Origin of the sequence: Streptomyces sp. NBC_00224 (genome assembly GCF_041435195.1) — a bacterium.
Taxonomy (GTDB): Bacteria; Actinomycetota; Actinomycetes; order Streptomycetales; family Streptomycetaceae; genus Streptomyces.
The window spans coordinates 5,609,938-5,632,476 of the sequence record NZ_CP108106.1 but is presented as its reverse complement, the minus strand read 5'-3'; the positions used below and the strand labels follow the sequence as shown (position 1 = coordinate 5,632,476).

General features: G+C 71.2%; 23 protein-coding genes and 1 pseudogene. 14 read left to right on the top strand and 10 right to left on the bottom strand.

Annotated features, from left to right (window positions below):
- Window positions 1-44 precede the first annotated feature (44 nt).
- Window positions 45-1,628 (bottom strand): family 20 glycosylhydrolase, encoded by a 1,584-nt coding sequence (locus OG965_RS25200; RefSeq protein WP_371657052.1) that lies wholly within the window; start codon window positions 1,626-1,628, stop codon window positions 45-47.
- Between the two features lie 392 nt (window positions 1,629-2,020).
- Here OG965_RS25200 and OG965_RS25195 point away from each other — a divergent pair, with 392 nt between their 5' ends.
- The 5 genes from OG965_RS25195 to OG965_RS25175 all read left to right on the top strand — a co-directional run bounded on the left by OG965_RS25195 (window position 2,021) and on the right by OG965_RS25175 (window position 6,192).
- Window positions 2,021-2,566 (top strand): 2-oxo-4-hydroxy-4-carboxy-5-ureidoimidazoline decarboxylase, encoded by a 546-nt coding sequence (locus tag OG965_RS25195; RefSeq protein WP_371657051.1) that lies wholly within the window; start codon window positions 2,021-2,023, stop codon window positions 2,564-2,566.
- Between the two features lie 216 nt (window positions 2,567-2,782).
- Complete coding sequence (gene sdhC, locus OG965_RS25190) at window positions 2,783-3,163, top strand: succinate dehydrogenase, cytochrome b556 subunit (RefSeq protein ID WP_371654323.1); 381 nt, start codon at window positions 2,783-2,785, stop codon at window positions 3,161-3,163.
- Window positions 3,164-3,171: 8 nt separating this feature from the next.
- On the top strand, window positions 3,172-3,660 hold the full coding sequence (locus OG965_RS25185) for a succinate dehydrogenase hydrophobic membrane anchor subunit (protein ID WP_371654322.1): 489 nt from the start codon (window positions 3,172-3,174) through the stop codon (window positions 3,658-3,660).
- A 19-nt stretch (window positions 3,661-3,679) separates the two neighbouring features.
- Window positions 3,680-5,434, top strand: coding sequence for a succinate dehydrogenase flavoprotein subunit (gene sdhA / locus OG965_RS25180; RefSeq protein ID WP_371654321.1), 1,755 nt, complete (start codon window positions 3,680-3,682; stop codon window positions 5,432-5,434).
- On the top strand, window positions 5,434-6,192 hold the full coding sequence (locus tag OG965_RS25175) for a succinate dehydrogenase iron-sulfur subunit (protein ID WP_371654320.1): 759 nt from the start codon (window positions 5,434-5,436) through the stop codon (window positions 6,190-6,192). Before sdhA ends, OG965_RS25175 begins: the two co-directional genes overlap by 1 nt.
- A 76-nt stretch (window positions 6,193-6,268) precedes the next feature.
- Here OG965_RS25175 and OG965_RS25170 read toward each other — a convergent pair whose 3' ends face one another.
- A complete protein-coding gene (locus OG965_RS25170; RefSeq protein ID WP_371654319.1) occupies window positions 6,269-6,784 on the bottom strand; it encodes a MarR family winged helix-turn-helix transcriptional regulator in 516 nt (171 codons plus the stop codon).
- A 93-nt stretch (window positions 6,785-6,877) separates the two neighbouring features.
- Between OG965_RS25170 and OG965_RS25165 the strand changes: the two genes are divergently transcribed.
- The 4 genes from OG965_RS25165 to OG965_RS25150 all read left to right on the top strand — a co-directional run bounded on the left by OG965_RS25165 (window position 6,878) and on the right by OG965_RS25150 (window position 9,922).
- Window positions 6,878-8,113 carry an MFS transporter gene (locus OG965_RS25165; RefSeq protein WP_371654318.1) on the top strand — a complete coding sequence of 412 codons (1,236 nt, stop codon included), beginning with the start codon at window positions 6,878-6,880 and terminating at the stop codon, window positions 8,111-8,113.
- Between the two features lie 79 nt (window positions 8,114-8,192).
- The gene (locus OG965_RS25160) at window positions 8,193-8,618 is read left to right on the top strand and encodes a hypothetical protein (RefSeq protein WP_371654317.1); all 426 of its coding nucleotides are present in this window, start codon (window positions 8,193-8,195) and stop codon (window positions 8,616-8,618) included.
- Between the two features lie 5 nt (window positions 8,619-8,623).
- Complete coding sequence (locus OG965_RS25155) at window positions 8,624-9,139, top strand: thiol-disulfide oxidoreductase DCC family protein (protein WP_371654316.1); 516 nt, start codon at window positions 8,624-8,626, stop codon at window positions 9,137-9,139.
- Between the two features lie 117 nt (window positions 9,140-9,256).
- A complete protein-coding gene (locus tag OG965_RS25150; protein ID WP_371657050.1) occupies window positions 9,257-9,922 on the top strand; it encodes a TetR/AcrR family transcriptional regulator in 666 nt (221 codons plus the stop codon).
- A 40-nt stretch (window positions 9,923-9,962) separates the two neighbouring features.
- Here OG965_RS25150 and OG965_RS25145 read toward each other — a convergent pair whose 3' ends face one another.
- A complete protein-coding gene (locus OG965_RS25145; RefSeq protein ID WP_371654315.1) occupies window positions 9,963-11,519 on the bottom strand; it encodes an ABC transporter substrate-binding protein in 1,557 nt (518 codons plus the stop codon).
- Window positions 11,520-11,683: 164 nt separating this feature from the next.
- Window positions 11,684-11,950 (bottom strand): SCO4848 family membrane protein, encoded by a 267-nt coding sequence (locus tag OG965_RS25140; RefSeq protein WP_371654314.1) that lies wholly within the window; start codon window positions 11,948-11,950, stop codon window positions 11,684-11,686.
- A 109-nt stretch (window positions 11,951-12,059) separates the two neighbouring features.
- Here OG965_RS25140 and OG965_RS25135 point away from each other — a divergent pair, with 109 nt between their 5' ends.
- Window positions 12,060-13,367: a D-alanyl-D-alanine carboxypeptidase family protein gene (locus tag OG965_RS25135; protein ID WP_371654313.1), complete on the top strand. Its 1,308-nt coding sequence runs from the start codon at window positions 12,060-12,062 to the stop codon at window positions 13,365-13,367.
- Here OG965_RS25135 and OG965_RS25130 read toward each other — a convergent pair.
- From OG965_RS25130 to OG965_RS25115, 4 genes and pseudogenes are all read right to left on the bottom strand, one after another.
- Complete coding sequence (locus tag OG965_RS25130; protein WP_371654312.1) at window positions 13,321-14,232, bottom strand: YihY/virulence factor BrkB family protein; 912 nt, start codon at window positions 14,230-14,232, stop codon at window positions 13,321-13,323. The genes OG965_RS25135 and OG965_RS25130 overlap by 47 nt on opposite strands.
- Entirely contained in the window at window positions 14,220-14,639 is a 420-nt protein-coding gene (locus tag OG965_RS25125; RefSeq protein ID WP_371654311.1) for a GtrA family protein, read from the bottom strand. Before OG965_RS25125 ends, OG965_RS25130 begins: the two co-directional genes overlap by 13 nt.
- A gap of 47 nt (window positions 14,640-14,686) precedes the next feature.
- On the bottom strand, window positions 14,687-15,631 hold the full coding sequence (locus OG965_RS25120; RefSeq protein WP_371654310.1) for a decaprenyl-phosphate phosphoribosyltransferase: 945 nt from the start codon (window positions 15,629-15,631) through the stop codon (window positions 14,687-14,689).
- Between the two features lie 179 nt (window positions 15,632-15,810).
- Window positions 15,811-16,311: pseudogene (locus OG965_RS25115) on the bottom strand (phosphatase PAP2 family protein); the annotation flags it as partial.
- A 187-nt stretch (window positions 16,312-16,498) separates the two neighbouring features.
- On the opposite strand from OG965_RS25115, the gene OG965_RS25110 reads away from it, so the two are divergent.
- On the top strand, window positions 16,499-17,854 hold the full coding sequence (locus tag OG965_RS25110; protein ID WP_371654309.1) for an FAD-binding protein: 1,356 nt from the start codon (window positions 16,499-16,501) through the stop codon (window positions 17,852-17,854).
- Window positions 17,855-17,882: 28 nt separating this feature from the next.
- Complete coding sequence (locus OG965_RS25105; RefSeq protein WP_371654308.1) at window positions 17,883-18,638, top strand: decaprenylphospho-beta-D-erythro-pentofuranosid-2-ulose 2-reductase; 756 nt, start codon at window positions 17,883-17,885, stop codon at window positions 18,636-18,638.
- A 156-nt stretch (window positions 18,639-18,794) separates the two neighbouring features.
- Here OG965_RS25105 and OG965_RS25100 read toward each other — a convergent pair whose 3' ends face one another.
- Window positions 18,795-19,370, bottom strand: coding sequence for a 2'-5' RNA ligase family protein (locus OG965_RS25100; RefSeq protein ID WP_371654307.1), 576 nt, complete (start codon window positions 19,368-19,370; stop codon window positions 18,795-18,797).
- 181 nt (window positions 19,371-19,551) lie between these two features.
- Window positions 19,552-20,562, bottom strand: a complete 1,011-nt coding sequence (gene trpS / locus OG965_RS25095) for a tryptophan--tRNA ligase (RefSeq protein WP_371654306.1) — start codon at window positions 20,560-20,562, stop codon at window positions 19,552-19,554.
- A gap of 287 nt (window positions 20,563-20,849) precedes the next feature.
- Between trpS and OG965_RS25090 the strand changes: the two genes are divergently transcribed.
- Window positions 20,850-21,455: an RNA polymerase sigma factor gene (locus OG965_RS25090; RefSeq protein ID WP_371654305.1), complete on the top strand. Its 606-nt coding sequence runs from the start codon at window positions 20,850-20,852 to the stop codon at window positions 21,453-21,455.
- Entirely contained in the window at window positions 21,448-22,287 is an 840-nt protein-coding gene (locus OG965_RS25085; protein ID WP_371654304.1) for a hypothetical protein, read from the top strand. The genes OG965_RS25090 and OG965_RS25085 overlap by 8 nt, the downstream gene beginning before the upstream one ends.
- Window positions 22,288-22,539 lie beyond the last annotated feature (252 nt).

The window sequence follows — 22,539 nt, the reverse complement described above, 5'->3', positions numbered from 1 at the left end:
TCTGCGCGCGGGCGGCCGGAAGTGTCACAGCGGGGCCCGGAACCTCACTCCAGCTTGTCGGCGAGCTCCTTGAACTCCTCCCACTCCAGGCCCGGAGTGCGCGGGTCCCACAGCTTCTGGGCGGTGGCGCGCAGCGGCATCCGGATGCCCCGGGCCACCTGGTCCTGGGTCTGGGCGTCGGCGCGGTCGCACCAGACGGCGAACCGGGCGCCGAGCACCTGGTCGGAGTAGCGGTTGGCGACGGGCTTGGTGCCGCGCAGCACCAGCGGCGTCCACTCCTGGTAGATGCGCCGGCCGGTGGGGTACTTGAAGGCGTTGGGCTCGCCCAGGACGTAGTACAGGTACTCGTCGTTGAGGTTGACCGTCTTGCGGCCCTCGGCCAGGTACTCCTCCGGCGGGCGGGCGCCGAGCTCCTTGCCGGTCCAGTACTCGACCTCGCGGGCCGGGTCGGGGGCGACGGAGGTGCCCTTGAAGTAGCCGTCGTTCCAGGCCTTGAACTTCTTGCCGTACGGGCGCAGCGCCGCCGCCCGGTCGTTGAGCCAGCCGGTCGCCAGGTCCGCTATGTCGCCCTTGGCGCCGTACTTGGCGCGCGCGGCGGCGGCCAGGCCCGGGTAGGTGGCCTCCGGGTTCTTGGCCATCAGGGCGAGGTACTCGTCGCCGCCGAGGTGCCAGTAGGCGCCGGGGAACAGGTCCGCGTACTCGCGCAGCAGGTCGTCGACGATCCGCGCCGCGTCCGGGTTCGCGATGTCGACAGCGCCCTGGACCGTCCGGCCCGTGGCGCTGCGCAGCCCGAGCGCGGGGTGGGCCTTGAGCACCGCGCCCAGGTGGCCCGGCGAGTCGATCTCGGGGACCACCTCGATGTGCAGCCGCCGGGCGAGCGCCACGATCCGCTCGACCTCGCGCTTGCTGAGGTGGTCGCGCGAGACGACCTCGGGGTGCGAGGCGGACTCGATCCGGAAGCCCTGGTCGTCGGAGAAGTGCAGACCGAGCTGGTTCATCTTGAGGTCGGCCATCTCGCGCAGCCGGGCCTCGATCCAGCCCGCGGTGAACGGCTTGCGCGCGATGTCCAGGTTGAGGCCGCGCTGCGGGCGGTCGGGCCAGTCCTCGACGACGCCCTCGGGCATCACCCCGCCGCCGCGCAGCGCCTGCTTGAGGGTGCGGGTGCCGTAGAAGACCCCGGCCTCGTCGGGGCCGGTGATCCGCACCGTGCGCTCGCGGGCGGTCAGGGTGTACGACTCGGGGGTGGCCTTGGCCTTCGGGTTCAGGGCCAGCTCGATGTCCCCGGGCCGGGGCGCCGCGCCCTGCACGTACTCCTTGTCGAGCTCCTGCGCGAGCAGCTGGGCCTCGTCCGAGAGCGCCTCGCTGCCGGTGGGGACGACGACGCGGGTGGCGGCGACGGGCCGGAAGCCGGGGCCGCGGGCGGGCTCGTGCTGCCGTACGGAGGGGATCGTGCGGGGCGGCGAGGAGATCGGGTAGATCTGGGCGGGCGAGGAGGAGTCGCCGGGCTTGGGATCGAGGCGGCCGCCGTGGCCGCCGTGGGTGTCGTCCTCGGGCCAGACCAGCACGGTGAGCACGAGGGCGGCCGCGGCCGCGAGGGCGACGCGTGCCACCAGGGCGCCCCGGCTCATCCGGACCGTCCGGTCACCACGGGCGCCGTCGGCGCCGCCGGCACTCCTGGACTGCGACATCACTCAGAATCCTCCCATACGGGAACAACCACGGCGAAGGCGAGGCGAGGAACCCGGGAGGCGTCCACCATGCGCACCTCACCCCTCACGTCCGGGTGAAATTCGCGCAACCGTCGGGCACCCTCCACCGCGCCTCGATAGCGTGGCGGCACTCCCACCTCTTCTTCACCTCCCGCCTCTCTGCTGTCTCTCCGCCGGCGCGCACGAAGCCGTCGCCGGCCGCCGTTCGTCGTTCGTTCTAGGAGCCCACGCTGTCCAGCGAATCCCACGCCGGCCCCCGGAAGCGACCGCCGCCACTTCATCACACTCCCCGCTCCACGGGCCGCCCGGCGATAACGGGCCAGATCAACGTCAACCCGGTCATTCCGGGCCCGTACGAGCCGGTCGAGGACGGCCTGACGCGGTTCAACCACGCCCCCGGGGCAGCCGCCGAAGCCGTGCTGCTCGCCTGCTGCGCCAGCCGCCGCTGGGCCCTGCGGGTGGCCGCCCACCGCCCCTACCCGGACCTGGACGCGCTACTGGCCGCGGCCGACGAGGCGAGCTACGACCTCTCCCCCGACGACCTCACCGAGGCGCTGGCCGACGAGCGCTCGCCGGGCCTCGACCGCACGGCCCCGCAGGCGGCCCACACCGCGCTGCGGGCCGCGCACGCCGCGTACGAGAGCCGGTTCGGGCACGCCTTCGTGATCTGCCTGGAGGGACGGCGACCCACCGAACACCTGAACGAGATGCTCGGGGGCATCCGGGTGCGGATGACCAACGAGCAGGACGAGGAGCGGTCCATCGCCGCCGACGAGCTGCGCCGACTCGCCCGTGCTCGGCTCGCCCATCTCATGACCAACCATCCGGAACCGGACACGGCGGGCGCGCCCCGCTGAACCCGCCCCCACCACCGGCCCCGTGACGGCCCGTCCGGGCCCTTCCGTAGCCCGTCCGTGGCAGATTGATTGCCTGTTTGATCACACCTGAGGACCCCGCGCGAACGAACCGACATCTCGTCGCTACGATGACCGGGGCCGGTGGACCGTACCCGGCCGGGTCAGACCGACAGTCAAGCCGGCCGGCCCTAGTCCCCGCTCCCGGAGGGTTTTTCCGTGCCGGCTGGAACGCTGTACCGCGGCCGGGAAGGTATGTGGTCGTGGGTGGCTCATCGAGTCACCGGTGTCCTCATCTTCTTCTTCCTGTTCGTCCATGTCCTCGACACCGCTCTCGTGCGTGTCTCCCCCGAGGACTACGACAAGGTCGTCGCTACCTACAAGACGCCCATCGTGGCTCTTTTGGAGTACGGCCTCGTCGCCGCCATCCTCTTCCACGCGCTCAACGGTCTCCGCATCATCGCGGTGGACTTCTGGGCCAAGGGTCCGCGCTACCAGAAGCAGATGCTGTGGTCCGTCGTGATCATCTGGGTCCTTCTGATGATCGGCGCGCTGTACCCCGTGCTCGGTCACGCCACCCGTGAACTGATCGGGAGCTGAGGTCTGACATGTCTGCCGAAACCACTTCCGCGATCGGCGAGGTCGAGGCCACCGGCCTGTACGACGCCGACAACCCCGCGCCGCTCATCGAGGCCCCGCGCAAGCGGACCAAGAGGACGCCGAAGTCGACCCGTACGAACTTCGAGCTGTACGGCTGGCTGTTCATGCGGCTGTCCGGCGTCGTCCTGGTCGTCCTCGTCGTCACCCACCTGTGCATCCAGCTGGTGCTCGACGGCGGTGTCTCCAAGATCGGCTTCGCCTTCGTGGCGGGCCGCTGGGCCAACCCGTTCTGGCAGGTCTGGGACCTGGCCATGCTGTGGCTGGCGATGCTCCACGGCGCCAACGGCCTGCGTACGGTCATCAACGACTACGCGCAGCGGGACAACACCCGCTTCTGGCTGAAGATGCTGCTCTACACCGCCACGGTGTTCACCGTCCTGCTGGGCACGCTGGTGATCTTCACCTTCGACCCGAACATCCGCCAGGCCACGGGCTGAGGGACTGAGGAATTCTCTGATGAAGATCCACAAGTACGACACCGTCATCGTCGGCGCGGGTGGCGCCGGTATGCGCGCGGCCATCGAGTCGACGAAGCGCAGCCGCACCGCGGTGCTGACGAAGCTCTACCCCACCCGCTCCCACACGGGCGCGGCGCAGGGCGGCATGGCCGCCGCGCTCGCCAACGTGGAGGAGGACAACTGGGAGTGGCACACCTTCGACACGATCAAGGGTGGTGACTACCTGGTCGACCAGGACGCCGCCGAGATCCTCGCGAAGGAGGCCATCGACGCCGTCCTCGACCTGGAGAAGATGGGCCTGCCGTTCGGCCGGACGCCCAAGGGCGAGATCGACCAGCGCCGCTTCGGCGGTCACTCCCGCAACCACGGCGAGGCTCCCGTCCGCCGCGCGTGCTACTCGGGCGACCGCACCGGCCACATGATCCTCCAGACGCTGTACCAGAACTGCATCAAGGAGGGCGTGGAGTTCTTCAACGAGTTCTACGTCCTCGACCAGCTCATCGTCGAGGTCGACGGCGTCAAGACGTCCGCGGGCGTCATCGCGTACGAGCTGGCCACCGGCGAGATCCACGTCTTCCAGGCGAAGTCCGTGATCTACGCGTCCGGCGGCACCGGCAAGTTCTTCAAGGTGACCTCCAACGCGCACACCCTGACCGGTGACGGCCAGGCCGCCTGCTACCGCCGGGGCCTGCCGCTGGAGGACATGGAGTTCTTCCAGTTCCACCCGACGGGCATCTGGCGCATGGGCATCCTGCTGACGGAGGGCGCCCGCGGTGAGGGCGGCATCCTCCGCAACAAGGACGGCGAGCGCTTCATGGAGAAGTACGCGCCGGTCATGAAGGACCTCGCGTCCCGTGACGTCGTCTCGCGCTCCATCTACACCGAGATCCGTGAGGGCCGCGGCTGCGGTCCCGAGGGCGACCACGTCTACCTCGACCTCACGCACCTCCCGCCGGAGCAGCTGGACGCCAAGCTCCCGGACATCACGGAGTTCGCGCGGACGTACCTGGGCATCGAGCCGTACACGGACCCGATCCCGATCCAGCCCACCGCGCACTACGCCATGGGCGGCATCCCGACCAACGTCCAGGGTGAGGTCCTCAGCGACAACACCACGGTCGTGCCGGGTCTGTACGCGGCCGGCGAGGTCGCCTGCGTCTCGGTGCACGGCGCCAACCGCCTGGGCACCAACTCGCTCCTGGACATCAACGTGTTCGGCAAGCGCGCGGGCATCGCGGCGGCGGAGTACTCGGCGAAGGCCGACTACGTCGAGCTCCCGGAGAACCCGGCGGAGCTGGTGGAGACGCAGGTCAAGCGCCTGCTGTCGTCGACCGGCACCGAGCGGGTCGCGGTGATCCGCAAGGAGCTCCAGGAGACGATGGACGCCAACGTCATGGTCTTCCGCACCGAGCAGACGATCAAGACGGCCGTGGAGAAGATCGCGGAGCTCCGCGAGCGCTACAAGAACGTCTCGGTCCAGGACAAGGGCAAGCGGTTCAACACCGACCTCCTGGAGGCCATCGAGCTGGGCAACCTGCTCGACCTGGCCGAGGTCATGGCCGTCTCCGCCCTGGCGCGCAAGGAGTCCCGCGGCGGTCACTACCGCGAGGACTACCCCAACCGCGACGACGTCAACTTCATGCGCCACACCATGGCGTACCGCGAGGTCGCGGACGGCGGCGAGGACTCGATCCGACTCGACTACAAGCCCGTCGTCCAGACCCGCTACCAGCCGATGGAGCGTAAGTACTGATGGCCACCCCCACTCTGGACAAGGCGGAGGCGGGCTTCGCCGACTCCCCGTACATCACGGTCACCTTCCGGATCCGCCGGTTCAACCCGGAGATCTCGGACGAGGCCTCCTGGCAGGACTTCCAGGTCGAGATCGACCCGAAGGAGCGCGTGCTCGACGGTCTCCACAAGATCAAGTGGGACCTCGACGGCTCGCTGACCTTCCGGCGCTCGTGCGCGCACGGCATCTGCGGTTCGGACGCCATGCGGATCAACGGCAAGAACAGGCTCGCCTGCAAGACGCTGATCAAGGACCTGAGCCCGGAGAAGCCGATCACGGTCGAGGCCATCAAGGGCCTGACGGTCCTGAAGGACCTGGTCGTGGACATGGACCCGTTCTTCCAGGCGTACCGCGACGTGATGCCCTTCCTCATCACGAAGGGCAACGAGCCGACGCGCGAGCGTCTGCAGTCCCCCGAGGACCGCGAGCGCTTCGACGACACCACCAAGTGCATCCTGTGCGCCGCGTGCACGTCGTCGTGCCCGGTGTTCTGGAACGACGGCCAGTACTTCGGCCCGGCGGCGATCGTCAACGCGCACCGCTTCATCTTCGACTCGCGTGACGAGGCCGCCGAGCAGCGCCTGGAGATCCTGAACGACAAGGACGGCGTGTGGCGCTGCCGCACCACGTTCAACTGCACGGACGCCTGCCCGCGTGGCATCGAGGTCACCAAGGCGATCCAGGAAGTCAAGCGCGCGCTGATCACGCGTCGCTTCTGACCTTCCGCCAGGATGTACGTGCACGAGGGCCCCGCCACCCGGAATCCGTTCCGGGCGGCGGGGCCCTCGCCGTGTCTCAGGGCCGCTCCTCCGCGACCACCATGATCCGCCGCAGCATGTCGTTGAGCCGGTCGCGCTCCTCCTCGCTGAGGACACCGAGCAGCCGGTACTCCTCGTGGCCGAGGACGTCCATCGCGCCCATCCAGGTCGCCCGGCCCGACTCGGTGAGCTCCACGTGGACCCTGCGGCGGTCGGTGGTGGAGGGCGTGCGGCGGACGAACCCGCGCCGCTCCAGCGCGTCGAGGCGCCCGGTGACGGACGCGGGCGCCAGGTCCAGGTCGGTGGCGAGCTGCGACGGCGTCGCCGTGCCACCCCGCCCCGCCAACTTGTGCAGCGTGTCGAACTCCGGCCGGTCGAGCGCGAAGTCGACCAGGGACTGCTCCCGTACGCGCTGGAGGTGGACGGAGAGCTTCTTCATCCGCGTCACCGCGCCCTCGACGGCCGGGTCAAGACCCGGCAGCACCGGCAGCCACTGCTCCACGTGCCCGTCGGTCCAGTCCCGCTGCCCCTCGGCCCCTTCTGCGCGCTCCATGTCTTGATCGTACGTACGCGGCCACCCCACCCGCTCCTTCGGTGCCATATATTTCGTTGACGAATTATTCGGTGCCGAAATATATTCCTGGGCATGCCACCACTGCCCCATCCCCTGCGCACGCGCGCGTTCCGGCTGCTCTTCATCGGCCGCTGCCTGTCCCTGCTCGGCGACGCCGTGATCCCGGCCGCGCTCGCCCTCGCCGTCTACATCGCGACCGACTCCACCGCCGCCCTCGCGATCGTGCTCGGCTGCTCGATGGTCCCCAAGCTGCTGCTCCTGCCCTTCGGCGGCGTCATGGGCGACCGCTTCAACGCCCGTACGGTCGCACTCACCACCGACCTCGTCCGCTGCGCCACCCAGCTCTTCGTCGGCGTCGAACTGCTCGGCGGCGACCCCCAGCTGTGGCAGATCGCGCTCGCCGAGGCGATCGGCGGCTCCGCCTCCGCCTTCGCGATGCCCGCGATGGCGCCGCTGATCACCGGCACGGTCGAGGAGGAGAACCGGCAGCGCGCCAACGCCCTGATGGGCGTGGTCAACAGCGCGACCCGGCTGGGCGGCCCGGCGCTCGCCAGCGTACTCATCCTGACCGCCGGGCCCGGCTGGGCCTTCGTGCTCGACTCCGCCTCCTTCGCGGTGAGCGCGGCCCTGCTGAGCGCGCTCCGGGTGCGGCACGTGCCGCTGGTCCGGCGCTCGCTCACCGCCGACCTCAAGGAGGGCTGGAGCGAGGTGCGCTCGCGGGACTGGTACTGGACCAGCCTGTTCGCCCACTCCGCCTGGAACGGCGCCGCCGCCGTCCTGATGACGCTCGGACCGGCCATCGCCTTCAAGGAGTTCGACGGCAAGACGTTCTGGCTGGCGTTCATGCAGGCGGGCGCCGTCGGCCTGCTGCTCGGCTCGCTGATCGCCGGGCGCGCCCGGCCTAGGCGCCCCATCCTGACGGCCAATCTGGGCCTGGCCGCCTACGCCCTGCCGCTCACCCTGCTCGCGCTCTCCGCCCCGGCGCCGGTCACCATCGTCGGCTACGGCATCGCCCAGCTCGGGCTCGGCTTCCTCTCGCCGGTCTGGGAGACCGCGGTGCAGTCGGCGATCCCCAGCCACACCCTGGCCCGCGTGACCTCGTACGACTGGCTGCTCTCCCTGGCGGCGATGCCCGTCGGGTACGCGCTGGCCCCGCTGGCCGCCGACGCCTGGGGGCCCGAAGTGCCGCTGCTGGCCGCCGCGCTGGTGGTGGGCGGAGCCTGTCTGGCGACGGCGGCGGTGCCGGGGGTACGCCGGTTCGGCCGCCCCGTGGAGGACGCTCCCGTACTCTCCTCCACACCGGCTTGAACATGTTCAAAATGAGGTCTACTCTCCAGACAACAGCTTCTTGAACGTGTTCAGGAAGGCTCCGAGAAGGGGTGGGAACATGGACCTCACAGTCGTCGCGTACGTCATCTACCTGCTGGTCAGCGTCGCGTTGACGGTCTGGGTGGCGCGTACGCTCAGCCGCAACGGCCGCGTCTTCCTCGCGGACGTCCTCGGCGACGAGAAGCTCGCCGACGCGGTCAACCACCTGCTGGTGGTCGGTTTCTACCTGGTGAACCTGGGCTTCGTCGCCCTCTACCTCCAGGACGACGGCGGTATCGACAACGCCCGGCAGGTCTTCGAGGCGCTGTCGAAGAAGCTCGGCGTGGTGCTGCTCGTGCTCGGCGTGATGCACCTGGGCAATGTGTACGCGCTCAACAGGTTCCGCCGCCGGGGCCTGATGGAGCGGGAGCAGAACCCGCCGGTGCCGCCGCAGGGCTTCACCGGGAACCAGGGCCCGTGGGCCGCGCCGGTCGCCGGGGCCTGAGCCCGATGCCCACCGCCACCACCGCCGACCGGGGCGCCACGCGCGCCCCGGTCCGCCGGCTCACCGTCCTGTACGACGCCCACTGCCCGCTCTGCGCCTTCCTGCGCGGCTGGCTGATGAAGCAGCGTCAGCTGGTCCCGCTCGACCTGGTGCCCGCCGGGTCCGCCGAGGCCCGCCACCGCTTCCCCCACCTCGACCACGCGGCCACCTTCGAGGAGATCACCGTCGTCGCCGACGCCGGACAGGTCTACCGGGGCCCGGCCGCCTGGGTCGTCTGCCTGTGGGCGCTGCGCGAGTACCGGCCCATGGCCCACCGCTTCAGTACCCCGGCCGGGGCGCGGTTCGCGCGCGGCGCGGTGATCGCCGCCTCCCGCTACCGCGAGTCCCACCGCGACCGCCGGGTGGCGGGCGCGGGCGGCGGCGCCTACCGCCGCGAGGACGGCTGGACGTACGACCCGCGCGGGGGCTGGGCCTACACCGGACCGGCAACCTGCGACAGCGGCTGCTCCGCGGCCGATTAGGCTCGTGCCGTGCCAGCAGAGAACGCGCGCGTGCCCGCAGAGTCCGAGCTCCCCAAGAGCGAGTCCGAGCTTGCCAGGAGCGAGCAGAGTCCCGCCAAGGGCGAGCAGACCCGCACCCTGATCCTGGAGACCGCCATGCGGCTGTTCCAGGAGCTGGGTTACGACAAGACGACGATGCGGGCCATCGCCAAGGAGGCCGGGGTCTCGGTCGGCAACGCGTACTACTACTTCGCCGGCAAAGAGCATCTGATCCAGGGGTTCTACGACCGGATCGCCGCCGAGCACCAGGCGGCGGTCCGGGATGTGCTGGAGCGCGAGACGGATCTGGAGGCGCGTCTGGCCGGGGTGCTCAGCGCCTGGCTCGACATCGCGGCCCCGTACCACGAGTTCGCCGCGCAGTTCTTCAAGAACGCGGCGGACCCGGACAGCCCGCTCAGCCCCTTCTCGCCGGAGTCCGAGCACGCCCGCGAGGCGGCCATCGACGTGCACCGCGAGGTGCTTGCGGGGACCAAGACCAAGGTTCCGGCCGAACTCGTGGACGTGCTGCCCGAGTTGATGTGGCTCTCCCAGATGGGCCTGGTCCTGTACTGGGTGTTCGACCGCTCCGAGGGCCGCGAGCGCAGCTACCGGCTGGCCGCGCGCGGCGCCAAGCTCACCACGCGCGGCGTGGCGCTCGCCCGCTTCCGGGTGCTGCGCCCGCTCGTCCACGAGGTGCACGAGCTGTTCACGGACTTCCTGCCGGGCATGGCCCAGACGGTGACGGCCCGGAAGAAGAAGCCGTGACGGCGACCGTGCCCGGGGCCGCAGCCCCGGGCACGCCGACTCAGATCCAGCCCAGCTCCCACAGCCGCCACACGCCGGTGCCGTCCGACAGGTACTGGAGGCCGCCGACGCTGCGGCTGCTCACCACATAGTCCTTGCCCTGCCACAGCGGGATCAGCGGCACATCCTCGGCGACCTTGTCCTGCAGCGCCTTGAAGTCGTCGGCGGTGCGGCCCCGGTCGCTGTACTGCTGGGTGCGCTGGATGATCGCGTCGACGGCCTTGTCCGAGTACCCGGTGTGCAGGCTGTTCCCGGTGCCGACGAGCGGCTGGCTGAAGTTGTCCGGGTCCGGGAAGTCCGCGACCCAGCCCGCCGTGTACGCGTCGTACACCCCGGCCGCGTAGTTCTTCTGCATCTTGGTCCAGTCGGACTCGGCGAGCAGGTCGACCTCGAACAGGCCGCCCTTCTCCAGCTGCTTCTTGAGCAGTTCGGCCTCGGCGCCGTTGGGCCCGAGCTTGCGGTACGCGAGCGTGAACTTCACCGGGGCATGCACGTCCGCCGACTTCAGGAGGCCCTTCGCCTTCGCCACGTCCACCCTGGGGTAGGCGTCGAAGAAGGCCGTGCTGTGGCCGGTGAAGCCCTGCGGGATCAGCGAGAACAGCGGCTCGACGGTGCCGTCGTAGACGCCGGCGGCCAGCGCGGGCCGGTCGATCAGCGCCGCCAGCGCCTGGCGGACCTTGGCCTTGGCCAGCGGGTGGCCGGGGCGGACGTTGATGTTCAGGTTGCGGGTCTCGGCGCCGGGCGTCTCGCTGATGCGGATGGCCGGGTCGCCGGGCGACAGCTTGGCGAGCACCTTGGGCGGCATCTGGCGGTGCGCCACCTCGACCTGCTTGGCCGTCCATGCCTCGTTGAGCTGGTCGGACTCGGTGAAGTAGCGGACCTGGACGGGCAGCCCCTTCTTGGTGACCGCGCCCCGGTAGTCGGGGTTCGGCTCCAGGGCCGCGCTCTGGCCCTGCTTGTACGACTTGAGCAGGTACGGGCCCGAGCCGACCACGCCGTTGCCCTTGCGCAGTGACTTCTCCGGGTACGCGCTGCTGTCGACGATCGACCCGGCGCCGGTCGCGAGCTTGGACGGGAAGGTCGCGTCCTTGGTCTTCAGGTTGAAGGTGACGGTGTCACCGTCGGCCTGGACCGAGCCGAGGGAGGAGAGCAGCGGGGCCGGGCCCACATCGCTTTTGATCTTCAGCACCCGGTCGAAGGAGAACTTGACGTCGGCGGCGGTGACCTTGCGCCCCGACGAGAACTTCAGACCGTCGCGCAGCTCGCACTGATACGTCGTCAGCTTCAGCCCGATGAACTTGCAGCCGCGGGCCGCGTCCGGCACCGGCACCGCCGAGCCCGGCTTGAAGGTGAGCAGCGTCTGGTAGACGTTGCTGTAGAGCGCCCAGGAACCGGCGTCATAGGCGCCGGCCGGGTCCAGGGACGTGATCGCGTCCGTCGTCCCGACCGTGATCGGGTCCTTCTTCTGTCCATCGGACGGCAGCAGTTGCCATCCCCCCACACCGGCGACCACCAAAACCGCGCATATCGCCAGAACCCGCATACGGATCGACCGCATCGCCGTGCTCTCCTCGGAACGCCCACCCCTTCAGGCGTGCCCGACCCCCCGGGCACACCTGTGATGGCGATCACCCAATCACACGGGTTTCACATTCGGAAGAGGAAATCTTCACTACACAGCTACTCGTTAGCCGCACGTGACAAGGGGATCGCACCTAGTCGTTAGCGGTCCGTGACCCGGGAACCGTCGGCTTCCGCGCGCAGTTGACGTACGGAACGGAACCCGATGAGGCCGACACCCGTCCCCAGGAGAAAGGACACGACGGCGAGGGTGAGGTGCACCCAGAAGTACGCCGTCGGGTCGCCCGCGTCGTCGAAGGCCAGCCCGCTGCCGTCCTTCCACAGGTTCTTGACGAAAGTGATCCAGATGATCCAGCTCCACGCTCCGAACGCGAGCAGGAACCAGGAGACGCGGTTGCTGAGCTTCATGGATTCAGTATCACCGGGGCGAAGCGGGCGCAGCCGGGCGGGTGGCGGCTCCCGGCGGGTCACCCCTCCGGTGTTCGGATCGGCGCCCCGGACCTGTAATTTCTCGTGCGTGTCTGCTGTGAAGAAGCCCGCGAAAATCGCACTGGCGGTCGCCGTCGCCGCGCTGCTGCCCGCGCTCGCCTCCGCGCCCGCGTCGGCACTGCCGAACGACGACAAACCGGGCACCCAGGGCCAACCCGGCAAGCCGACCGACCCCGGCAGGGCGGGGAAGACCCGCAAGGACCCCGACCCGCCGCCGGCCGCCATGTCGAAGGTCGGCGGCGCGCTGCTCGGGCAGCCCGGCACCCAGGTGAAGCTCGGGCCGGGGGCGCCGGTGCTGCCGATGGAGCTGACGGGCCGTTCGTGGATCGTCGCGGACGCGGAGAACGGCCAGGTGCTCGCCTCGCACAACGCGCACTGGCGGCTGCCCCCGGCCTCCACCCTGAAGATGCTCTTCGCGGACACCGTGCTGCCGAAGTTCCCCAAGACCGACGTGCACCAGGTCAGCCCGGCCGACCTCGACGGCGTCGGCGAGGGCAGCAGCCTGGTCGGGGTCAAGGAGAACCAGCCGTACACCGTGCACGACCTGTGGCTCGGCGTCTTCCTGCGCTCCGGCAACGACGCCGTGCACGTCCTGTCGGCGATGAACGGCGGCGTGCCCAAGACCGTCCAGGACATGCAGGCACACGCCGACGACCTCCAGGCGCTCGACACCCACGTGGTCTCGCCGGACGGCTACGACGCACCCGGCCAGGTCTCCAGCGCGTACGACCTCACCCTGTTCGCCCGCTCGGGCCTGCAGAAGAAGGACTTCCGCGAGTACTGCTCCACCGCCTCCGCCAAGTTCCCCGGCGCCGCGGGCAAGAACAACGAGCGGGACTACTTCGAGATCCAGAACACCAACCGGCTGCTCACCGGCGACAACGGCCTCATCCCGTACAAGGGCATCGCGGGCGTCAAGAACGGCAACACCACCAACGCGGGCGCGACCTTCACCGGCGTCGCCGAGCGCGACGGCCGGGTGCTGCTCGTCACCGTGATGAACCCGGACTCCTCCGAGGGCCAGGCCGTCTACAAGGAGGCGGGCCGCCTCCTCGACTGGGGCTTCACGGCGGCCGGCAAGGTCACCCCGGTGGGCGAGCTGGTCGCGCCCAGGTCGGCGGCCTCGACCGGCGCCCCGCAGGGCTCGCAGCCCTCTGCGGACGGCACCGCCCGCGACACCGCCAAGGCGGCGGTCACCGCCCGCAAGGGGCCCGGCGCCGGCGGCATCGGCACCGCGCTCGCCATCGCGGGCGGCGCGCTCCTGGTCGTCGCCGCCGGGGTGTTCCTGCTCAATCGGCGCTGGCCCCTGCCGGAGCTGGTGCGCCGGAAGCGGTGAGCTCGGGGTCGTCCGCCTTGGCCGGGGTGGCCGTCCAGGCGGCGCAGAACAGCAGCAGCTTCGCGGTGAAGTTGATCCACAGCAGCAGCGCGATGGGCACCCCGAAAGCCCCGTACATGCTCTTGCCGGCGACCCCCTGCATATAGCCGCCGAGCAGCAGCTTCAGCAGCTCGAACCCCACCGCGCCGATGATCCCGGCGGTCACCAGATGGCGGCGCGGCGGGGAGACCCCGGGCAGCAGGGTCAGTACGTACATCAGGACCAGGAAGTCGGCGGCGGCCGCCACCGCGATCGCCACGATCCGCAGGAACACCCGGCCGACGCCGTTCTCGTCGATGCCCAGCTGGTCGGCGGTCCAGCCGACGGCCGTCGAGCCGATCGAGGACGCGGCGAACGAGGCGAGCCCCGCGCCGCCGAGGCCGACCAGCACCCCGCCGTCCTTGAGCATCCGCAGGAACGGGTTCCCGTCCTCCTCGTCGTCCCGGTCCCACACCGCCCGCAGACAGCCGCGCATCGCGCCGATCCAGCCGATGCCGGTGAACAGCAGCAGCGCCCCGGCGACCACCCCGATCGTGCCCGCGTTGCGGGTCAGGTCCTGGAGGTCGAGCTGGTCGGAGATGCCGGGGACCTGCTCGGTGAGGTTCTTCTGGAGCTTCTCTACGCGGCCCGGGGTGAGCACGGCGGCGGCGATCGCCGCGCTCACCGTGAGCAGCGGGAACAGCGCGAGGAAGCTGATGAAGGTGATCGCGGCGGCGAGCCGGGACCAGCGCACCCGGTCGAGCCTCTCGTACGAACGCCAGGCGTGCGTCCGCATCAGCCGGACCACCCAGGGCCCGACGACGGGAAGATTTTTCAGCCAGTCCATGACGTCCGAGTACCCTCCTCACCACGGAAGACAAGCGTCCGTGTCCCCCAAAAGCGCAAGCCGGTGGCGAGCGCCATGCCGAACACCGCGCCCGAGAGCGTGTCGGCGCGCGGCGAGGTGAAACCGAGGCCGTAGTGCGTGACGGTCAGACAGAGCAGCTGCACCAGCGCGCCCGCGAGGTTCACCGCGAAGAACACGGCGTACTCGCGGCCCCCGGCCCGGCTGCCCCGGTACGTACCGAAGGCGTTGCCGAGGTACGCGACGGTGCACCCCGCCGCGAAGGAGAGGCACTTGGCGGTGACCGGGTCCCACGCCAGGCCCGACCGCAGCCAGACGAAGAGGCCGAGGTCGACGGCGTACGCGCAGATCCCGGCCAGCGCGAAGCCGACGAGCTCGGCCCGGCGCACGCCTCCGCGCGCCCCGCGCGCCCGCGTTCCCGCCCCCGCGGCACGCCTCACAGGTCGGCCACCGCGAGCCCGTACAGCGCGACCCACACCAGACCGATGACCAGCAGGGCCCGGTCGTGCAGGACCACATCCTCGGGGGCGCCCGCGCTCCCCCGGTCGGCGAACACGGCGTACCGCAGGATCCCGCCGATGAACGGGACCATCGACAACTGCCGCCACGGCAGCAGCGAGCCGCCCGCGACGCCGCCGCTCTCCAGCGCCCACATGCAGTACGCGAGGACCGCGACGCCGGCCGCGAGCTGCCAGACGAACCGCAGATAGCCGGTGGTGTACGCGTCGAGGAGCGCCCGGGTCGCGCCGCCGCGCCCCTCCATCTGGACGGCTTCGGAGTACCGCTTGGCCGCGACCATGAACAGCGCGCCGAACCCGGCGGTGATCAGGAACCAGCGCGAGAGCGGGATCGCGAGCGCGACCCCGCCGATCATGGCCCGCATCAGGAACCCGGCGGTGACGACGACGAGGTCGACGACGAGGACGTGCTTGAGCTTGACGCAGTAGGCGAGCTGCATCACCACGTAACCGGTGAGCAGGGCCGCCGTCATGGCGTTGCAGGTGAGGGCCGCGCCGATCGGGGCGAGCAGCGCGAGCAGCCCCCCGACGGCGTACGCGACCGGCACCGGCACCTGCCCGGTGGCGACCGGGCGGTGGCACTTCTGCGGATGCGCGCGGTCGGCGACGGCGTCGCGCGCGTCGTTGACGAGGTACACGGCGGAGGCGGCGGCCGTGAACAGCACGAAGACCAGGGCGAGTTGGTGCAGGGTGTGACGCGAGTCCAGTTGCCCGGCGGCGGCGGGCGCGGCGGCCACGAGCACGTTCTTGATCCACTGCCGGGGCCGCGCGGTCCTGAGCACACCGCCGGGCACCCCGAGCGCGCGCCGCCCCGGGTGCCGGGCCACCCGCTCTTCGAGGACGACGAGCCCGGGGCGGGTCATGAGGGGGCTCCGAGGGGGGCGGGCCGCCCGGTCGGCCGGAGCGCGGCCCCCGCCGGGGGGTGTGGACGGACCGGGGATTGCGGGTGCCCCAAGGACTGCGGGCGGCCCAGGGGTTCCGGGCGGCCCAGGGCTTGCGGGCGGCCCAGGGCTTGCGGGCGGCCCAGGGCTTGCGGGCGGCCCATCCACCCCGCCCCCAGCCGGGCCGTGACCCCGCCGAGGAGGGCTCCGACCAGCACGTCCGAGGGGTAGTGGACGCCGGCCACCAGCCGGGACACACACATCGCGGCCGCGAGCGGCGGCACGAGCCGCGCCCCGGCGGGCCGCAGTGCGCCGTACGCGACGGCCGCCGCGGCCGCCGAGGTGGCGTGCGAGCTGGGGAACGAGTGCCGCCCGGCGGTGCGCACCAGCGGCTCCAGGGCGGCCAGTCGCGGCCGGGGCCGCCGCACCACCCGCTTCACACCCATGCTGGCCAGCTGCGCGGCCCCGACCAGGGCCGCCCCGCGCAGCCAGCCCCGGCGCCGCTCCCGGTCGACGGCGGCGGCGAGCGCCCCGCCCGCCAGCCACACCGCCCCGTGCTCCCCGGCGAGCGAGAACGCGCGGGCGACGGCGGCCACCCGTGGCTGCGCCCCGCAGTCGCGCAGCGCCGACAGCAGCCGGTGGTCCGCGTCGGAGTACCGCATCCGCCACCCCAGTTCCGTGAGACAGTCCCGCCGATCGGCCGTCAGCCGTACGCGACTCTCCCCGGCGGCGACGCCAGATGCGCGTCAATGCCGCTTGACACTCACTCAATCACCCATTTCGGTGAGTATCACAATGAATAGGGCATAACACCGCACAGAGAACAGAACCACCGTTACGGTCGCTCCCATGCCTGCCGCCACTCCCCCCACCCCCGTGACCGGCTGGGGCCGCACCGCCCCGACGGCCGCCCGGCTGGTCCGCCCGCGTACGTACGAGGAGGCGGTGGCCGCGGTCCTCGCGGGCGGGACGCGCGGGTCCATCGCACGGGGCCTGGGCCGGGCGTACGGCGACGCGGCGCAGAACGCGGGCGGCGCCGTCCTGGACATGACCGGCCTCGACCACGTCCGCACGATCGACGCCGAGGCGGGCGTGGTGGTCTGCGAGGCGGGCGTCAGCCTGCACCGCCTGATGGAAGTCCTGCTGCCGCTGGGCTGGTTCGTGCCGGTGACGCCCGGGACGCGGTACGTCACGGTCGGCGGCGCGATCGGCGCGGACATCCACGGCAAGAACCATCACGGCTCGGGCGCGTTCTCGCGCCATGTCCGCGCGCTCGACCTGCTGACGGCGGACGGCGAGGTCCGCACGCTGAAGCCCACCGACGAACTCTTCCGGGCGACGGCGGGCGGAATGGGCCTGACCGGGGTGATCCTCTCGGCCGAGCTCCAACTCCACCCCGTACAGACGTCCTTGATGTCGGTGGACACGGAACGGGCGGCGGACCTGGACGACTTGATGGCGCGACTGTCGGCGACGGACCACCGCTACCGCTACTCGGTGGCGTGGATCGACCTGCTGGCCCGGGGCGCCAGGACGGGCCGCGCGGTCCTGACGAGGGGCGACCACGCCCCGCTGGACGCGCTGTCCCCGCGCGCCCGTCGCACCCCTCTGCGCTTCAACGCGCCCCACCTGCCTCCCATGCCGCGCCACCTCCCCGAGCGCCTGCTCACCCGGACCTCGGTATCGGCGTTCAACGAACTCTGGTACCGAACATCACCGAAACTCCGCACGGCCGAACTCCAGCCCATCCCCAAGTTCTTCCACCCCCTGGACGGCGTCCCGCACTGGAACCGGGTCTACGGCAGGGGCGGCTTCGTCCAGTACCAGTTCGTGGTCGGCCACGGCCAGGAGGAAGCCCTGCGCCGCGTGGTGCGCCGGATCGCGCACCGGGGCTGCCCGTCCTTCCTGGCGGTCCTCAAGCGCTTCGGCGAGGCCGACCCCGGCTGGCTCTCCTTCCCGCTCCCCGGCTGGACCCTGGCCCTGGACATCCCGGCGGGCCTGCCGGGCCTGGGCGGCTTCCTGGACGAGCTGGACGAGGAGGTGGCGGGCGCGGGCGGCCGCGTCTACCTGGCGAAGGACGCGAGGGTGCGCCCGGAGGTACTGGAGGGCATGTATCCCCGACTCCCCGATTTCCGCGCTCTGCGCCGCACATTGGACCCAGAAGGGGTCTTCACCTCGGACCTCTCCCGCCGCCTAAACCTCTAACGGCCCCCCTTTACTGAGGAGTTACGAGATGAAGGACGCATTCGGCACCCCCCAGTCCCTGCTGGTCCTGGGCGGCACCTCCGAGATCGGCCTGGCCACGGCGCGCCGCCTGGTGGCCCGCCGCACCCGTACGGTCTGGCTGGCCGGCCGCCCGTCCCCCGCGCTGGACGCGGCCGCGGCGGAGCTGCGCGAGCTCGGCGCGGACGTGCACACCCTCGCCTTCGACGCGCTGGACGCGGCGTCGCACGAGACGGCCCTGGGCAAGGTCTTCGCCCAGGGCGACATCGACATGGTCCTGCTGGCGTTCGGGATCCTGGGCGACCAGGTACGGGACGAGGGCGCGCCCCTGGCGGCGGTACGGGTCGCCCAGACCAACTACACGGGCGCGGTCTCGGCGTCCCTGATCTGCGCGAAGGCCCTGCAGACCCAGGGCCACGGCTCCCTGGTGGTCCTCTCCTCGGTAGCGGGCGAACGCGCCCGCCGCGCCAACTTCATCTACGGCTCCAGCAAGGCGGGCCTGGACGCCTTCGCCCAGGGCCTGGGCGACGCCCTCCACGGCTCAGGCGTCCACGTCATGGTGGTCCGCCCCGGCTTCGTCCGCACCAAGATGACCCTGGGCCTCCCGGAGGCCCCCCTGGCCACGACACCGGAGGCAGTGGCGGAGGCCATCGAGACGGGCCTGAGAAGACGGTCGGAGGTGGTGTGGGTCCCGGGAACGCTGAGGGTGGTGATGTCGGCACTGAGGCATGTGCCGCGCCCGATTTTCAGACGGCTGCCGGTGTAGGGCTACCCGGTATGCGGGGGCAGGGGCGCAGCCCCGCCAGGGGTGCAGGGGGCGGAGCCCCCGCAAACGGGGGTCCGGGGGCGAAGCCCCCGGGAAACCACCTTCATCCCCACCCACCCCCGGAGGGTTAAGGGAAGGGGCGGGGTGGGGAAACCCTCAGGCCCGCACAGACGGCTCGTCCCGCGATCCCCCCTGAACCGGCACCCCGCTCAGCCCGAATCCGTACTCGTACAGCTTCCGCCACACCCCGTCCACACCCTGCTCGTACAGAGCGAACCCCCCACACGTCCACTCCGCCTCGAACCCCGCCAGCTCGGCGAACGCCCGGTCCATCCCCTCCTCGGAGATCCCGTGCGCCACCGTCACATGCGGGTGGTACGGAAAGTGCAGCTCGCGCACGAGCGGCCCGGCCTCGTCCCGCACCCGCTGCTGCAGCCACGCACAGTCCGCCCCGCCCTCGACGACCTGCACGAACACCACCGGCGACAGCGGCCGGAACGTCCCGGTCCCGGACAGCCGCATCGGAAAGGCCCGCCCGGCCGCCGCGACCTCGGCCAGATGCGCCCGGATCGCGGGCAGGCAGCCCGCGTCGACCTCGGTCGGCGGAAGGAGGGTGACATGCGTGGGAATCCCGTACGCGGCGGGATCCCCGAAGCCCGCCCGCCGCTCCTGGAGCAGGCTGCCGTACGGCTCCGGGACCGCGATCGAAACGCCGAGCGTTACGGTCCCCACGTCGTTCTCCTCCGTCGTTGTCCGGGTACGTCTGTGTCCGTCAGTGTGCAGTGTGGCGGGCGCGCCGCCGTTCTGACCAGAGCCCTTGGCCGGGCCACAGGTCACACGGCCCGTGGCACGACCCGGGGCGCGTGCCACGCGCGCGTGCCGCGCGCCCTCACGCCCCGCGCCTCGGTGCTGCTCAGTGCTTGGCGGGCAGGAACCCGACCCGCTCATATGCCGTGGCCAGCGTCTCGGCGGCGACCGCCCGCGCCTTCTCCGCACCCTTGGCCAGGACAGAGTCCAGCGTCTCGGGGTCGTCCAGATATTCCTGCGTCCGGTCCCGGAACGGCGTGACGAACTCCACCATCACCTCGGCGAGGTCCGTCTTCAGCGCCCCGTACATCTTGCCCTCGTACTCCGTCTCCAGCTCGGCGATCGTCTTGCCGGTGAGGGTGGAGTAGATGGTCAGCAGGTTGGAGACGCCCGGCTTGTTCACGGCGTCGTACTTGATCACCGTGTCCGTGTCGGTGACCGCGCTCTTGACCTTCTTGGCCGTGGTCTTCGGCTCGTCGAGCAGGTTGATCAGGCCCTTCGGCGTGGACGCCGACTTGCTCATCTTGATCGACGGGTCCTGCAGGTCGTAGATCTTCGCCGTCTCCTTGAGGATGTACGGCGCCGGGATCCTGAACGTCTCCCCGAACCGGCCGTTGAACCGCTCGGCCAGGTCACGGGTGAGCTCGACGTGCTGGCGCTGGTCCTCGCCGACCGGGACCTCGTTGGCCTGGTAGAGCAGGATGTCCGCGACCTGGAGGATCGGGTACGTGAAGAGGCCGACGGTGGCGCGGTCGGCGCCCTGCTTCGCCGACTTGTCCTTGAACTGCGTCATACGGGACGCCTCGCCGAAGCCCGCCAGGCAGTTCATGACCCAGGCGAGCTGGGCGTGCTCCGGCACGTGGCTCTGCACGAAGAGCGTGCAGCGCTCCGGGTCGAGCCCGGCGGCGAGCAGCTGCGCCGCGGCGAGCCGCGTGTTGGCGCGCAGCTCCTTCGGGTCCTGCGGAACGGTGATCGCATGCAGGTCCACGACCATGTAGAACGCGTCGTGGGACTCCTGCAGCGCCACCCACTGGCGGACCGCGCCGAGGTAGTTGCCGAGGTGGAACGAGCCTGCGGTGGGCTGGATTCCGGAGAGCACTCGCGGGCGATGCTGCATGGCGAAGCCATTCCCTTGAGGGTGGTGGTGGGCGACGGGCGGGCGATCAGAGGCCATGCACATCATTCTCTCAGGTGGCGCCGACAGCTCGGAAACGGTTGTGGATACGAACCGGCGCACGGGACCCGGGACGAACCCACGAACGGCTCGTGGACCGGGTCGAGGACCGGATCGAGGGCCGGGTCGTGGACCGCATCGAGGGCGCCACACGAACGGGTCCGCACAGGCTCCGGAAGCTTGTCCGGAACAGGTGGGAACCGATCCGGGGCGGGCGGTGTATCTGAGGTGTGAGGACGCGGGAGGGGGGCCGGATCGACGTCGACGAGGCCGCGGTGATCGCACGCGTACGCGCCGGGGAGGCGGAGGCGTACGCCGAGCTGGTGCGCGCCCACACGGCCCCGGCCCTGCGGGTGGCGGCGGCGTTCGGCGCGGGGGCGGACGCGGAGGACGTGGTGCAGTCCGCGTTCTTCAAGGCGTACTGCACTCTGGGCCGCTTCCGGGACGGCTCCCCGTTCCGGCCCTGGCTGATACGGATCGTGGTGAATGAGACGAGGAACACAGTGCGCTCCTCGGCCCGCCACCGCGCCGCCACGGGCCGGGAGGCGGCGCTGACGGAGGCCGAACCGTTGATACCGGAATCGGCGGACCCGGCGGTCGCCGCGGTCGAGGAGGAGCGCCGGGCACAGCTCACGGCCGCGCTCGACGAGCTGAGCGAGGAGCACCGCCAGGTCGTGACCTGCCGCTATCTCCTGGAGATGGACGAGGCGGAGACAGCGGCCGCGCTGGGCTGGGCGCGCGGCACGGTGAAGTCCCGGCTCAACCGGGCGCTGCGGAAGCTGGGCCGGATCCTGCCACCGGACGTCCTGGGAGGAGGTGGGGAGAAGCATGAGTGAGGGCGACGACGGCCGTCGCGAGGACGGCGACGCCACTGGTGGTGCGTCGCTGCCGGAGGAACTGCGGGCGCTGGGCCGCGGCATCCGCGTGCCCGATGTGGACGGCGAGTCGATGGCTGAGCGGGTGCTGGCCAGGATCCTCGCGGAGCACGTGCCGGTGCCGGTGGCCGAGCCGCCGGGGCGATGGGCACGGGCCCGCGCCTGGGCCCGGCGCCGCCGGCGCGCCCTCGCGGCCGCGCTCTCGGGCCTGCTGGTGATACTCGTACTCACTCCCCCGGTCCGGGCGGCGGTGGCCGACTGGTTCGGCTTCGGCGGCGTGGCCGCCCGGGTCGACCCCACGGCGTCGCGCGCCGGATCGCCCGGCGGCGAGGTGCCGGGGTGCACGGACGGGACGGGACCGCTCTCGGTGCGGGAGGCGGCGGCGCGGGCCGGGTTCGATCCGCTGCTGCCGTCGGCGCTGGGCAAGCCTGCGGGCGCCTCGGTCTCGGCGGACCGCCGGATCCTGTCGGTGTGCTGGCACCCGACCGGCGGCCGGACGATCCGGATCGACGAGTTCCGGGCGACGATCTCCCCGCTCTTCTACAAGACGACCCCGGTGCCCTGGGAATCGGCCCGGGTGCACGGCCAGGACTCGGCGCTGTGGTTCGGGGAGACCCATGAGCTGCGGATGCTCCTGCAGAACCCGGACGGGCGGGCGTACGCGCCGGTGGTGCGGACCGCGGGCCCGACGCTGGTCTGGCAGGCGCACGGCGAGCTGACCCTGCGCCTTGAGGGCGTGTCCTCGAAGTCCCGGGCGCAGGAGATCGCGGATTCCGCGGATTCCACCCCCTGAAACCGGGAACCCCGACGCCTCGGCCGGTGTACCAGAAGTGACGCGGTACGGAGGGCCCGTACCGGGGTCGGCTGGGGGATCCCATGCGGTGGCGAGGAGTACGGGCAGGGGCGGGGACAGGCACAAGGGCAAGAGCAGGAGAAGGAGCAGGCGTCGCGGCGGTACGGGGCCGGGGCTCGGCGGTGCGAAGGCCCAGCGAGTGGGCACGGCGGGGCCGGGGCTGCTGCCCGGGCAGGCGGAGGCGCGGCGGGG

Bases quoted from the DNA above. Each gene is read 5' to 3' on its own strand.
- OG965_RS25200 (WP_371657052.1), bottom strand. From the start codon at position 1,628: ATGAGCCGGGGCGCCCTGGTGGCACGCGTCGCCCTCGCGGCCGCGGCC.
- OG965_RS25165 (WP_371654318.1), top strand. From the start codon at position 6,878: ATGCCACCACTGCCCCATCCCCTGCGCACGCGCGCGTTCCGGCTGCTC.
- OG965_RS25085 (WP_371654304.1), top strand. From the start codon at position 21,448: ATGAGTGAGGGCGACGACGGCCGTCGCGAGGACGGCGACGCCACTGGT.
- OG965_RS25130 (WP_371654312.1), bottom strand. From the start codon at position 14,232: ATGGACTGGCTGAAAAATCTTCCCGTCGTCGGGCCCTGGGTGGTCCGG.
- OG965_RS25110 (WP_371654309.1), top strand. From the start codon at position 16,499: ATGCCTGCCGCCACTCCCCCCACCCCCGTGACCGGCTGGGGCCGCACC.
- OG965_RS25155 (WP_371654316.1), top strand. From the start codon at position 8,624: ATGCCCACCGCCACCACCGCCGACCGGGGCGCCACGCGCGCCCCGGTC.
- OG965_RS25170 (WP_371654319.1), bottom strand. From the start codon at position 6,784: ATGGAGCGCGCAGAAGGGGCCGAGGGGCAGCGGGACTGGACCGACGGG.
- OG965_RS25185 (WP_371654322.1), top strand. From the start codon at position 3,172: ATGTCTGCCGAAACCACTTCCGCGATCGGCGAGGTCGAGGCCACCGGC.
- sdhA (WP_371654321.1), top strand. From the start codon at position 3,680: ATGAAGATCCACAAGTACGACACCGTCATCGTCGGCGCGGGTGGCGCC.
- OG965_RS25105 (WP_371654308.1), top strand. From the start codon at position 17,883: ATGAAGGACGCATTCGGCACCCCCCAGTCCCTGCTGGTCCTGGGCGGC.
- OG965_RS25120 (WP_371654310.1), bottom strand. From the start codon at position 15,631: ATGACCCGCCCCGGGCTCGTCGTCCTCGAAGAGCGGGTGGCCCGGCAC.
- trpS (WP_371654306.1), bottom strand. From the start codon at position 20,562: ATGCAGCATCGCCCGCGAGTGCTCTCCGGAATCCAGCCCACCGCAGGC.
- OG965_RS25145 (WP_371654315.1), bottom strand. From the start codon at position 11,519: ATGCGGTCGATCCGTATGCGGGTTCTGGCGATATGCGCGGTTTTGGTG.
- OG965_RS25140 (WP_371654314.1), bottom strand. From the start codon at position 11,950: ATGAAGCTCAGCAACCGCGTCTCCTGGTTCCTGCTCGCGTTCGGAGCG.
- OG965_RS25175 (WP_371654320.1), top strand. From the start codon at position 5,434: ATGGCCACCCCCACTCTGGACAAGGCGGAGGCGGGCTTCGCCGACTCC.
- OG965_RS25160 (WP_371654317.1), top strand. From the start codon at position 8,193: ATGGACCTCACAGTCGTCGCGTACGTCATCTACCTGCTGGTCAGCGTC.